The following is an 11,215-nucleotide window of genomic DNA, read 5'->3' on the forward strand; positions in this document are numbered from 1 at the left end:
GGTGGTCGTGGGCTGCGCCCGGGAGGGGCGCAGGGCGGATCATGCCGCCGGGGGCTTGTTGGTGTCGTCGTAGATACGGGAGGCGATGTCCGCCTCGGGCGAGTGGTTCTGCTGGTTCACCGACTGCTGGACGTTCTGCCAGACCGCCTTGCCGTCGGCCTCGGGAATCACGATCCAGGCCACCGCGTAGCCGAGCAGAGCGGTGCCACCGGTGATCAGGGTCAGACCGACGATGCCCAGGCGGACCAGGGTGACGTCGATGTTCAGGTACTCGGCGATACCGCCGGAGACACCGGACAGCATCCGCTGGTCGCGGGAACGACGCAGGGCCTTGCCGGACAGGTTCGAGAACGGTGCGTTGGAGTTCGTCATGGCTCAACTCTCCCGCCCAGGACCCCTCCACCACATCAGGATCGGTACCGACCGACCCCTGACCCGACCCCTGGAACCCGGCCCTGGCACCCCTGACGACTTTCGTGGAACCCGAGCCATCCCTCAGTGTGGGTATGGGAGGAGGGAAGTGATGAACGAATCGAAGCTGACCGAACTCCTCGAGCGCGCCGACGAACAGGCGGCTGTCGGGCCATCTCCGCTGGATGCTGTCGGCGCGGGCGCGACCCGGGGTCGTCGCCTCCGGACCGTGCTGGCGTCGGCGGCGGCCGTGACCACCGTGCTGGCTGTCATCGGCGTGACCAACGTCCTGACGGCCAGCGGCCAATCGGGGGGCGTGACGATCATCAGTCCGGAGCCCGAACCGGCTGCGATGCGACTGGTCGGCTTCGGGCATGCGGCGATCGCTGTGCCGAAGGTCTGGGGTACGAACTTCAGCCGCTGCGGAACTCCGCGCAAGGACACCGTCCTCGTCGACGACTCGAGTGCGATGTCCTCCTGCCACATGCGCCGCCCCAAGGATGTCGATACCGTCGAGCTCAGCAGCACTCCGACGATCGACTTCCATGCCGACGAGACTTTCACCATCGACGGAGTACGGGCTGAGCGCCAGCGGACCACCTGTCCGGAGGTACGGCTGTGCCGGGCCGCGGTGGGCATTCCGTCCCTCCAGGTGTGGTTCCGCGCCGAGTCGTCCACGAGTGCGGACGAGGTGGACCGGACCCTCGCTCGGATCGAGATCGTGACGGACCGGATCGGAGTGCCCAGCTATCAGTCGCTGGACGAGCGGCCGACCGGCGCGGCGTACGCCAAGGTGCTCGCGCGGATGGGCTTGCAGACCGCGTTCCTGACCAGGACGTCGCCCAGCTACCTGGTGGGCCAGGTCTTCGGGGTATCGCCGCGGCCGGGGACGCTGCTGGAGCCCGGCGACACGGTCACCGTGACCGTGGTCAAGTAGAAGTGTCGGTGGGCGCGCCTACGGTCGGAGGATGGACGTCCAGGTGCTGCAGAAGGTCGTGTTCGGCCTGCCGGGAGTGGAGGAACACGAGGGCTGGGCGGGTCAGCCGGTCTTCAAGGTGCGGAACAAGAGCTTCGCGTACATGTCGGAGGACGAGACCAGGCTGCAGCTCAAGGCGTTGCGCGAGGAGCAGGAGGCGCTGGTGGCCGAGGATCCGGACGTGTACTCCCCGTCCTGGGCGGCCGGCCGCTTCGCCTGGCTGGACATCGACATCGCCGCGGCCGACGACGAAGAGCTCCGGGAACTGATCACCGAGGCCTGGCGCCTGACCGCCCCGAAGTACCTGATCTCCCAGCTGACGTCCTAGAGCGTCCGACGGACCAGGACCCACTGCGGGCTGGTGCGGCTGACCTCGGTGAAGCCGGCGTCGAGGAAGACGGACAGTGGGCCGCGATAGAGGTCGGACGGGGGGACGCGGTTGGTAGTGGAGGTGTCGACGGCACAGCCCTCGATGACGGTGGCGCCGTACGAGCCGGCCAGATCGACAGCTCCGTGGGCCAGTTGCCGTGCGAGGCCCTGGCGGCGGTGGCCCACCGGTACGACGAAGCACGTGATGACCCACGCGTCCGGCCGATCGGTGCGCCAGTTGGGTGAGGCGACCACCCGTGGGTACGACGTCCGCGGGGCGACCGCACACCAGCCGACCGGCGTGGTCCCGTCGTACGCGAGGACGCCGGGTGGTTGCTCCGCGTCGCAGACCTGGGATCGCAACGCCTTCCGGTGGCTGTCCGGGGTGGCGTCGGACCATTGCCGGCCGCGAAGCCGGAAGTACTGACAGAAGCACCGGGCCGGATCGCCGCGCTCGCCCATCACCGCCGCCACGTCGTCCCACGAGTCCGGCCCGGCCGGGCGCACCTCCAGCATGCGGTCACCGTACTGTGCCTGGCGTGACCGGATGCGTCCGGTGGGGGACCGGGACGAGACTGTCGCCGGTCCAGGCGCAATGCGAGGTTTGGGCCATGTCGAACGAACCTCAAGCAGTCCTTCTCGATGACGCCGAAACCAGCCCGGTCGCACCGGGCATCGTCCGCCGGGCCCTGCCGTCCAGTGGGCAGGTGCTGGTCCGCGCCTTCGATCTCGAGGCCGGGATCGCCTGGCCGGAGGTCGACGTGCACGACCGGGACGAGCTGATCTACGTCGCGGCGGGCGAACTGCTCGACCACGGCCGGTCCTACCCGGCTGGGACCTACCTGTACTACCAGGCCGGCAGCCGGCACCAGCCGCGGACCGAGACCGGTGTCCGGATCATCGTCTTCGGGCCGGCGGAGGCGCCCGCCGCGAGCTGATCGCGGGCCGGCCCCTGGGCGGGGGGCTGGCTTGCACTCGCTTGGGTCGAGTGCTAATACTTGGTTAGCACTCCAAGGGTGAGAGTGATAAGACTCCTGTCCGGCGAGTGTGACAGAAGACGGCCTCGATGAGGTGCCGGAGCGTGGCGGGACATGAGCGCCGCGACCTCGGCGCCGTCCGTCGCGGGCATCCGGGCCGGCTGAACACAAAGACTCGACGCGGGAGGACTCGCGGAGAATGCCCAAGCTGATTTCTTTCAATGAAGAGGCGCGCCGCGGCCTCGAGCGAGGGATGAACACCCTCGCCGATGCGGTCAAGGTGACGCTCGGCCCCAAGGGCCGCAACGTCGTCCTGGAGAAGAAGTGGGGCGCCCCCACCATCACCAACGACGGTGTCTCCATCGCCAAGGAGATCGAGCTCGAGGACCCGTACGAGAAGATCGGGGCCGAGCTCGTCAAGGAAGTTGCGAAGAAGACCGACGACGTCGCGGGTGACGGCACCACCACCGCCACCGTGCTGGCCCAGGCCCTCGTCCGCGAGGGGCTGCGCAACGTTGCGGCCGGCGCCAACCCGATGAGCCTGAAGAAGGGCATCGAGAAGGCGACCGAGGCGGTCAGCGAGCAGCTGCTCGCGCTCGCCAAGCCGGTCGAGACCCGGGAGCAGATCGCTGCGACCGCGTCCATCTCGGCCGCCGACAACCAGGTCGGCCAGATCATCGCCGAGGCGATGGACAAGGTCGGCAAGGAAGGCGTCATCACCGTCGAGGAGAGCAACACCTTCGGCCTCGAGCTCGAGCTCACCGAGGGTATGCGCTTCGACAAGGGTTACATCTCGCCCTACTTCGTGACCGACACCGAGCGGATGGAAGCGGTCCTCGACGACCCGTACATCCTGATCGTCAACAGCAAGATCTCGAGCATCAAGGACCTGGTCCCGGTGCTGGAGAAGGTCATGCAGACCGGCAAGTCGCTGGCCATCATCGCCGAGGACATCGAGGGTGAGGCGCTGGCGACCCTGGTCGTCAACAAGATCAAGGGCACCTTCAAGGCCGTCGCCGTCAAGGCGCCGGGCTTCGGTGACCGCCGCAAGGCCATGCTGGTCGACATCGCCGTCCTCACCGGCGGCGAGGTGATCTCCGAGGAGGTCGGGCTCAAGCTCGACTCCGTCGACCTGGAGCTGCTCGGCCAGGCCCGCAAGATCGTCGTGACCAAGGACGAGACGACGATCGTGGAGGGCGAGGGTGACGCCGACCAGATCGGCGGCCGGGTGAACCAGATCCGCGCCGAGATCGAGAAGTCGGACTCCGACTACGACCGCGAGAAGCTGCAGGAGCGGCTGGCCAAGCTGGCCGGTGGCGTTGCGGTGATCAAGGTCGGCGCGGCCACCGAGGTCGAGCTGAAGGAGCGCAAGCACCGCATCGAGGACGCCGTTCGCAACGCGAAGGCGGCCGTCGAGGAGGGCATCGTCGCCGGTGGCGGCGTGGCTCTGCTGCAGGCGTCGGTGATCGCGTTCGAGAAGCTGGACCTCGACGGTGACGAGGCCACCGGTGCCGCCATCGTGCGGTCCGCGGTCGAGGCGCCGTTGAAGCAGATCGCGGTGAACGCCGGCCTCGAGGGTGGCGTCGTGGTGGAGAAGGTTCGCAACCTCGAGCCGGGCTGGGGCCTCAACGCCGCGACCGGTGAGTACGTCGACCTGATCGCCACCGGCATCATCGACCCGGCCAAGGTGACGCGCTCGGCGCTGCAGAACGCGGCGTCCATCGCGGCCCTGTTCCTCACCACCGAGGCCGTCATCGCCGACAAGCCGGAGAAGGCCTCGGCCGCTCCGGGTGGCGCGCCCGACATGGGCGGCATGGACTTCTGATCCACTGAAGTCCAACAGCACAAGCAGTAAGAGCGGTCCCGGGCCTTCGGCTCGGGACCGCTTGTTGTTGCGGCGCTAGCCGTCAGGTGCCGGTGACCTCGCAGAACGACGCGTAGTGGTCGCCGGTGTAGTAGACGTGGATCGGCGTGGCTTCCCGGCGCCGGCAAGGCCGGTACATCCCAGGTGTGAATAACAACTGGACTATGACCTCGGCCGTCCCCTAAAGTCTGGCCCGGCGAGACCGAACCGCAGCGGAAGGAGCGACCGATGAATACTCTGACCTGTTTCCCGGCGCGACCGATCCGCTCGTACAGCTCGCACTGAGCGGAGCAGCGCGCCTCCTGCTGGAGGATTCGTGACCATCCGCACCACCGTCGAGGCCGACCTCGACACCATTCTTTCCCTGATCGAGCAGAAGTCGGTCAACACCGTCACGCTCGACCGCTACCGCGAGTACGTTGCCGACGGCTACTACCGCGACGACTGGACCTGGGTCGTCGAGGAAGACGGCAAGATCCTGGCTCTCGCCATCTGGTGGGGCGCTCCCGGCGACGCCCACCCGTACAGCATCGACGGCCTGTACTACGCCGGCGACGGCGACCCGGTCCCGGTCTGGACGGCGCTGATCGAGCACGCCGTCAAATCCCGCCCGGCCGATGCCGAGCCGCCGGAGTACCACTTCTTCCTGAGTAGCGATTGGCGGGACAAGCCCGATGTGGTCGCCGCGCTCGAGGCACGCAGCCAGGCGGCCGCGGCGGCCGGGCTGACCGAGATCACCGACCGGCTGCGGTACGAGTGGAGGCCGGCGTACGGACTGCCGCCGCGGTCCACCCGGCTGCGGTTCGAGCCGGCCGACGACGAGGCCTTCGTGGACGTGTTCATGCGGGTCAGCGAGGGCAGCCTGGACGCGGCCACCGCGCGGGAGATCGCGCGGCTCGGGGTCGAGGGCGCGGCCCGCGAGGAACTCGACATGTACAAGTCGATGCCGGGCGAGCGGTCCTGGTGGCGGCTCGGGTACGACGCTGACCGGAAACTGATCGGGTTCGCGATGCCGTCCGCCAACGCCGGCGGGCCGGTGGTCGGGTACCTCGGGGTCCTGCCCGAGCAGCGCGGGCACGGGTACAGCGACGACCTGCTGGCCGAGATCACCCACCTGCTTGCGGAGACGGGTGCCGAGCACATCCGGGCCGACACCGACTTCGGCAATGTCCCGATGGCCAAGAGCTTCGAACGCCTCGGATATCGGAACTTCGCCGTCCGCCGAGTGCTGTCCTTCCCGGAGGTCTGAAGGCTATCCCTCGGCGTGCCCGACTGGGTGCGCCGAGGGGCAGACGGCGGGCGTTCCGACCCCTATGCTCCCTGACATGTCAGAGAGCTCCGGGGGGAGTCGGGAGCGGGGGAGGAACGGCGATGCGTGACATCGCGCTCATCCTGCACGTCGTGGCCGGCGTCGTCGCGATCGTGTTCGGCCCGTTGGCGATCGTCCTCACCCTGCGCCGGCACGGGTTGACCTGGGCCGGCGAGGTCTATCACTGGGCCATCGCGCTGGTCTGCGTGTCCGCACTCGTGATGGTGCCGTACGACTGGAGCCGGCTGTGGTTCTTCTGGCCGATCTCGATCGCGTCGTACCTGTTCGTGTACCTCGGCCAGCGGGCCGCCGAAGTGCCCGGCGGGTTGTGGTACCGCGGCGTCCTGCGTGGGTACGGCGGCGGCTGGATCGCTTTGTGGACAGCGATCGTCGTGGTGAGTCTGCCGCACCAGCCGTGGTCGTGGGTGATCCCGATCGTGGTCGGCTCGGTCGTGATCGAGTGGCTCTGCTTCAAGCCACAGCCGGGCTGGACCCATCAGGCCCAGCCCGGCCATTGAGCCGTCAGCGCAGCGGCCGGAAAAAGGTCCGCAGATCACCGGCGAGCAGGTCCGGCACCTCCATCGCGGCGAAGTGACCGCCGCGCTCGTACTCCTGCCAGTGCTCGATCTTGCCGGCCGGATCGGCCAGGCTCTTGATCGCCGTCTCCGCACCGAACACCGCGACTCCGGTCGGCGGTCCCTGGACATCGCCCCAGCCACCTGAGTCCTGATGGGCGAGCATCGCCTTCCAGGCCTGGACTCCGTCGTAGACCGCGTGCGCCGACGACGCACCGGAGCCGGTGAACCAGTACAGGCTGACGTTGGTCAGCAACTGGTCCCGGTCGACGGCCTCTTCCGGCAACTTGTGGATCGGGTCGGTCCACTCGGCGAACTTCTCCACGATCCAGGCCAGCTGCCCGATCGGCGAATCGTTCAGCGAGTAGGCCAGCGTCTGTGGCCGCGTCGACTGCAACACGAAGTACCCGAAGCCGTCGTCGAGCGACTTGTTGAACCGCTCCACCCGCGCCCGATCCGACTCCGACAGGCCCTCCACCGAGAGCGGTCCTCCGAACGGCGCGCCCGCGCTCACCCCAGCCAGATGTGCGCCGACCACGTGCGCCGGATCCACCATCGGCAACATCCCGGCAACCCCGGATCCCGCGTCCGTGCCGTGAGCGGCGTACCGCTCGTACCCGAGCCGGCTCATCAGCTCGGCCCACATCTGAGCCGTCCCGAACAGGTTGAACCCACCCGGCCCGAGCGGCGTGGAGAACCCGTACCCAGGCAGCGACGGTACGACGACGTGGAACGCGTCGGCCGGGTCACCGCCGTACGCCGCCGGATCGGTCAGCCGGCCGATCATCTGCTGGAACTCCACCGGCGACCCCGGCCACCCGTGCGTGAGGATCAGCGGCAAGGCATCCGGCGACGCCGACCGCTGGTGGAAGAAGTGGATCCGCTGACCGTTGATCTCGGTCGTGAACTGCGGGATCTCGTTCAGCGCGGCCTCCGCGGCCCGCCAGTCGTAGCCGTCGGCCCAGTATCCGGCGAGCTCCTTGAGGTAGGAGACCGGAACCCCGCGGCTCCAGTCGTCCACGGCCGGGGTGGCCGGCCACCGCGCCGCGGCCAGCCGCGCCTTGAGGTCGTCCACCTCCGCCTGCGGGATCTCGATCCGGAAGGGCCTGATGTCCGTGTTCGTTGTCATGCCTTCAGGCTAGAAATGATTGCGGCGAGCTTCCTTCCGCAATGAATAACGAATCTGGGCGCGACAATGGTCAGGTGACGAGCAACTTCGACCGCTTCCTGGCGCAGCTCCCCGCCGCCGATGCCGAGCGTGGCCGCGCGCTGTTCCGCCCGGCCCGGGTCGAGCGCGGCGAGTTGCTGGTCCGGGCGGGCGACCGGCCGGAGCGCGTCGGGTTCGTCGAGCGCGGACTCTTCCGGCTCTACCAGACCGACGTGGCGGGGACCGAGCGAACGCTCGCGTTCCGCGCCGAGGGCGAGCTCGTCTGCGCCTACAGCGCGGCCCTGCGGCAGGAGCCCTCCCGGCTGACCATCGAGGCCCTCGAGCCGGCCGACCTGATGGTCGCTCCACGGTCGACGTACGACGCGTTGGTCCGGGCGAGCCTGGGCTGGCAGGCTCTCGTCGCCCGACTGACCGAGGCGCTGTACCTGCGGGTCGAGCAACGGCAAACCGAGCTGCTCCTCGCCGACGCGACCGAGCGGTACCGGCTGTTCCTCGAAGGCCACGAGGACCTCGCCGGCCGGCTCACCCAGCGCCAGATCGCGTCGTACGTCGGGATCACCCCGGAGGCACTCAGCCGGATCCGGCGGCGATTGATCTCGATCAACGACGACCGGCCCGCGGCTGCCTACGGTCGGGATCATGACGACGATGCGCGCGATGGCAACCGATCGAGTCGGCCCCGGAGCAGTCCTGCGGCCGCACACCCTGCCGGTGAAGGCACCCGCTGACGGCGAGGTCCTGATCAGGGTGATGGCCGCGGCGGTCAACCCCGCCGACCTCGGCATGCTGGCCGGCAACTACCGCTGGTACGACGAGCTCCGGCTGCCGCTCGTGCCTGGGTACGACGTCGCCGGCGTGGTCGAGGGCGGCGACTGGGAGGCCGGGGCGGCGGTGATCGCCAGTACCGGTCACTCGCGGACCCAGGTCGGTGGCTTTGCCGAGTACGTGACGCTTCCCGCCGCACAGGTCGCCGCGGCGCCGGCGAACCTCGACTGGACCGAGGCCGCCACGCTGCCACTCGCCGGGCTCACCGCCTACCAGGCGCTCGATCTCCTCGGCCTCGCCCCGGGCAGCACGCTGCTGGTCAACGGACCCCGAGGAGCAGTCGGCCGATTCGCGACCGAACTCGCCGTCGCGCGCGGCATCACCGTCCTCACGCCGGATTCGGGCGAGGCGCGGGCCTCGGATTCGGCCGGAGGGCCGGCCTCGGGGCCGGCTGACGCTGCCCTTGACGTCGTCGGCGGGCCGCGGGCTCGCGCGGCCTTCGCGGCGGTGCGCGACGGCGGGAGCTATGTCACCACCGTGCCGGAGTTCTGGGTCCCGGGTGGTCAGTTCACCGCGGACCGGGGCATCGAGCCCAGGATCGTCCGCGCCGAGCCCGACGGCCGCACGCTGGACCGTCTTGCCCGCGCCGCGGAAGCCGGTCAGCTGACCGCGACCGTCGCCAAGACGCTCGCGCTGACAGAGGCGGCAGACGCCCTCGACCTGCTCCAGGCCGGCGGCGTCCGCGGCAAACTCGTCCTGCTCCCGTGACCTGCCAGCCTGGCCGCGCTGGTCAGGCCTGGCCGGCTTGCTCCTCCGGGGTGGATTTGCGGACGACGAGACGCGTCCAGGCGCCGACATAGATCCGGTCGTCCGGGTCCAGCTCCTGGCGCTGGCCCGGGACGATCGGGTCCTCGGGGAGCGGTCCGGCGGCGGGAGCGACGTACGTGCCGTTCGAGGACTGCAGGTCCTCGACCCACCAGCGCTGGCCGTCGGTGGTGAGCTGGGCCTGACGGCGGCTCACCCCGGTGTCGTCACCGCAGTCGACCTCGGGCGAGATGCCGCGGCTCCGGGACGGCCGGCCGATCAGCACGCTCTTCTCGTTCAGCGGGATCACCACCGGCAGGCCGGGCGACGGACACGGGTCGTCGCTCTGCTGGACGGCGTACCAGTCCGGGTCGACCCAGCGTTCGACCACCCACTCGGCCACCTCCTTGGGCGCGGGCGGCACCGGCGGCGGGGTGGACAGGTCGAGTGACGAGGCCTGCCGCGGCATGGTGCCGGTGGTGAAGTCGTAGCCGCAGTTCTCGCAGAACAGGGCGTCCGTGGCCGCCGGCTCCGAACAGTTCGGGCAGCTCTGGGCAGCCGGGGCCACACCGGCTGGGGCCGGAGCGGCCACGGCCGGCGCCGGCGCTTGGGCCGCGGCCGGTGTTGCCGCGGCGCCGATCGGCAGGCCGCAGACGTCGCAGTAGTCGGTCGAGACGGACGGGTGCCCGCTCGGACAGCTGACTGTCGTCATTTCTTCACCCGGGTGGTCTTGGTGGAGGCCGTGTCGAGCGCCATCTCGTCGGCTTTCTCGACCGTCCGCTTGAGCCGCACCGTACCCGCTTCCTGGTCGTCGATGTCGACGACCTTGCGCAGCCGGGTGGTCGCCTCCTCGTTGCCGGTCTGGGCGGCGAGCTGGACCGCGCGGCCGAGCTTCGTGGTCGCGGTCGCGGTGTCCCCCGCGGCCTTCGCGGCCAGGCCGTCCTGGATCGCCTCGGCCAGCTCGGTCTGGCCGGTGTAGTGCGCGACCTCCGGGCTGATCCGGGTGGTCAGCGCCTCGTCCGCGGACCACAGCGCCTTGACCAGGCCTTGCGCGACCACGTCGTCGCCGATCACGAGCTGCACCCGCGCGGCGAGCTGCTCCTGCCCGATTCCCTTCGCGGCCAGCCGGATCGCCACGTGGTAGTCGCGGGACTCGTCTCCCCACGAGCCGGTCGGATATGAGCCGGTCAGCGGGTTGATCGCCGTACGGCGTGAGGTCAGGTCCTCGACCGTGGGGGCGACCTGCCGGACGAACAGCACCTCGGCGCCCTGCGGCGCCCAGACCCGCAGATCGGCCTGGGCGATGCCGCGGCTCATCGCGTTCTGGATCAGCTTGGAGAACTCGGCCGCCAGCTGCTCCCGGGCCGGGATGATGTCGACCGTGCCCAGGAGCGCCTGCGCGATCCGCCGTACCTCGTCGACCTGCCAGGCGACCCCGACACCGCGGCAGTCGCACTGGAACTGGCCGGTGACGGCCTGGATGGTCTGGGTCAGCACCTCGGGCGTCTCGTGCTGGTTCTCGCCGTCGGTGAGCAGGATGGCGTGCTTCTGGGTCAGCGACGGCACGGTCGCGAACACCCGCGACGCCAGCCGCAGCCAGGTGCCCATCGCGGTCCCGCCGTCGGCGTAGAAGCGGGACACCGCGTCCTTGGCCGCCTGCCGGGTGAACTGGTCCATCCGCACCATCACCGGCTCCGGCGACGGCGGGAAGGCCAGTTGGGCGCGGTCGTTGCCGGAGATGACCGCGAACCAGACTCCGTCGAGGATCTGGTCGAGTGCGGTCTGGGCGGCGTACGCGGCGGCCTGGACGCCCTCGCGGCCCATCGAGCCGGAGGTGTCGACGATGATGATCTCGCCGGCGTCACCGCTGCCGGACTGCCCGGCCGAGCCGGCGCCGCTGCAGTTCACCGTGACAATGGCGTGCACATCGGTTCCGCCGTCGGGCAGGAACTCGTTCTGGTAGACGGTGGCGGAGAACTCGGCCATCTCGGGTCCCT

General features: G+C 69.6%; 13 protein-coding genes. 8 read left to right on the forward strand and 5 right to left on the reverse strand.

What is annotated here, in order from left to right; genetic code table 11:
- Window positions 1-39: 39 nt before the first annotated feature.
- On the reverse strand, window positions 40-372 hold the full coding sequence (locus tag ACXC9Q_RS01400) for a PspC domain-containing protein (protein WP_457054624.1): 333 nt from the start codon (window positions 370-372) through the stop codon (window positions 40-42).
- Window positions 373-523: 151 nt separating this feature from the next.
- On the opposite strand from ACXC9Q_RS01400, the gene ACXC9Q_RS01405 reads away from it, so the two are divergent.
- Together ACXC9Q_RS01405 and ACXC9Q_RS01410 are read left to right on the forward strand one after the other, a co-directional pair.
- Entirely contained in the window at window positions 524-1,348 is an 825-nt protein-coding gene (locus ACXC9Q_RS01405; RefSeq protein WP_457054625.1) for a PASTA domain-containing protein, read from the forward strand.
- A 31-nt stretch (window positions 1,349-1,379) separates the two neighbouring features.
- Entirely contained in the window at window positions 1,380-1,715 is a 336-nt protein-coding gene (locus ACXC9Q_RS01410; RefSeq protein ID WP_329482002.1) for an MmcQ/YjbR family DNA-binding protein, read from the forward strand.
- On the opposite strand, the gene ACXC9Q_RS01415 is transcribed toward ACXC9Q_RS01410, so the two are convergent.
- Complete coding sequence (locus ACXC9Q_RS01415) at window positions 1,712-2,272, reverse strand: GNAT family N-acetyltransferase (RefSeq protein ID WP_457054626.1); 561 nt, start codon at window positions 2,270-2,272, stop codon at window positions 1,712-1,714. The genes ACXC9Q_RS01410 and ACXC9Q_RS01415 overlap by 4 nt on opposite strands.
- A gap of 95 nt (window positions 2,273-2,367) precedes the next feature.
- Here ACXC9Q_RS01415 and ACXC9Q_RS01420 point away from each other — a divergent pair, with 95 nt between their 5' ends.
- The 4 genes from ACXC9Q_RS01420 (at window position 2,368) to ACXC9Q_RS01435 (ending at window position 6,424) form a co-directional block, all read left to right on the forward strand.
- Window positions 2,368-2,694, forward strand: a complete 327-nt coding sequence (locus ACXC9Q_RS01420) for a cupin domain-containing protein (protein WP_457054627.1) — start codon at window positions 2,368-2,370, stop codon at window positions 2,692-2,694.
- Window positions 2,695-2,932: 238 nt separating this feature from the next.
- Complete coding sequence (gene groL / locus ACXC9Q_RS01425; protein ID WP_328526257.1) at window positions 2,933-4,558, forward strand: chaperonin GroEL; 1,626 nt, start codon at window positions 2,933-2,935, stop codon at window positions 4,556-4,558.
- A 355-nt stretch (window positions 4,559-4,913) separates the two neighbouring features.
- The gene (locus ACXC9Q_RS01430) at window positions 4,914-5,846 is read left to right on the forward strand and encodes a GNAT family N-acetyltransferase (RefSeq protein ID WP_457054628.1); all 933 of its coding nucleotides are present in this window, start codon (window positions 4,914-4,916) and stop codon (window positions 5,844-5,846) included.
- Between the two features lie 122 nt (window positions 5,847-5,968).
- Window positions 5,969-6,424, forward strand: coding sequence for a hypothetical protein (locus ACXC9Q_RS01435; protein ID WP_457054629.1), 456 nt, complete (start codon window positions 5,969-5,971; stop codon window positions 6,422-6,424).
- 4 nt (window positions 6,425-6,428) lie between these two features.
- Here the strand turns inward: ACXC9Q_RS01435 and ACXC9Q_RS01440 are convergent, their stop codons facing one another.
- Complete coding sequence (locus tag ACXC9Q_RS01440) at window positions 6,429-7,610, reverse strand: epoxide hydrolase family protein (protein ID WP_457054630.1); 1,182 nt, start codon at window positions 7,608-7,610, stop codon at window positions 6,429-6,431.
- A gap of 74 nt (window positions 7,611-7,684) precedes the next feature.
- Here ACXC9Q_RS01440 and ACXC9Q_RS01445 point away from each other — a divergent pair, with 74 nt between their 5' ends.
- On the forward strand, window positions 7,685-8,377 hold the full coding sequence (locus tag ACXC9Q_RS01445; protein WP_457054631.1) for a Crp/Fnr family transcriptional regulator: 693 nt from the start codon (window positions 7,685-7,687) through the stop codon (window positions 8,375-8,377).
- Window positions 8,289-9,182 (forward strand): NADP-dependent oxidoreductase, encoded by an 894-nt coding sequence (locus tag ACXC9Q_RS01450; protein ID WP_457054632.1) that lies wholly within the window; start codon window positions 8,289-8,291, stop codon window positions 9,180-9,182. Before ACXC9Q_RS01445 ends, ACXC9Q_RS01450 begins: the two co-directional genes overlap by 89 nt.
- A gap of 22 nt (window positions 9,183-9,204) precedes the next feature.
- Here ACXC9Q_RS01450 and ACXC9Q_RS01455 read toward each other — a convergent pair whose 3' ends face one another.
- The gene (locus tag ACXC9Q_RS01455) at window positions 9,205-9,930 is read right to left on the reverse strand and encodes an FHA domain-containing protein (protein ID WP_457054633.1); all 726 of its coding nucleotides are present in this window, start codon (window positions 9,928-9,930) and stop codon (window positions 9,205-9,207) included.
- Window positions 9,927-11,204, reverse strand: a complete 1,278-nt coding sequence (locus ACXC9Q_RS01460) for a vWA domain-containing protein (RefSeq protein ID WP_329481992.1) — start codon at window positions 11,202-11,204, stop codon at window positions 9,927-9,929. Before ACXC9Q_RS01460 ends, ACXC9Q_RS01455 begins: the two co-directional genes overlap by 4 nt.
- Between the last annotated feature and the right edge of the window lie 11 nt (window positions 11,205-11,215).

This window comes from Kribbella sp. CWNU-51 (genome assembly GCF_054073265.1).

Coding starts and splice junctions, on each gene's coding strand:
- ACXC9Q_RS01400 (WP_457054624.1), bottom strand. CDS start 372: ATGACGAACTCCAACGCACCGTTCTCGAACCTGTCCGGCAAGGCCCTG.
- ACXC9Q_RS01405 (WP_457054625.1), top strand. CDS start 524: ATGAACGAATCGAAGCTGACCGAACTCCTCGAGCGCGCCGACGAACAG.
- ACXC9Q_RS01410 (WP_329482002.1), top strand. CDS start 1,380: ATGGACGTCCAGGTGCTGCAGAAGGTCGTGTTCGGCCTGCCGGGAGTG.
- ACXC9Q_RS01415 (WP_457054626.1), bottom strand. CDS start 2,272: ATGCTGGAGGTGCGCCCGGCCGGGCCGGACTCGTGGGACGACGTGGCG.
- ACXC9Q_RS01420 (WP_457054627.1), top strand. CDS start 2,368: ATGTCGAACGAACCTCAAGCAGTCCTTCTCGATGACGCCGAAACCAGC.
- groL (WP_328526257.1), top strand. CDS start 2,933: ATGCCCAAGCTGATTTCTTTCAATGAAGAGGCGCGCCGCGGCCTCGAG.
- ACXC9Q_RS01435 (WP_457054629.1), top strand. CDS start 5,969: ATGCGTGACATCGCGCTCATCCTGCACGTCGTGGCCGGCGTCGTCGCG.
- ACXC9Q_RS01440 (WP_457054630.1), bottom strand. CDS start 7,610: ATGACAACGAACACGGACATCAGGCCCTTCCGGATCGAGATCCCGCAG.
- ACXC9Q_RS01450 (WP_457054632.1), top strand. CDS start 8,289: ATGACGACGATGCGCGCGATGGCAACCGATCGAGTCGGCCCCGGAGCA.
- ACXC9Q_RS01455 (WP_457054633.1), bottom strand. CDS start 9,930: ATGACGACAGTCAGCTGTCCGAGCGGGCACCCGTCCGTCTCGACCGAC.
- ACXC9Q_RS01460 (WP_329481992.1), bottom strand. CDS start 11,204: ATGGCCGAGTTCTCCGCCACCGTCTACCAGAACGAGTTCCTGCCCGAC.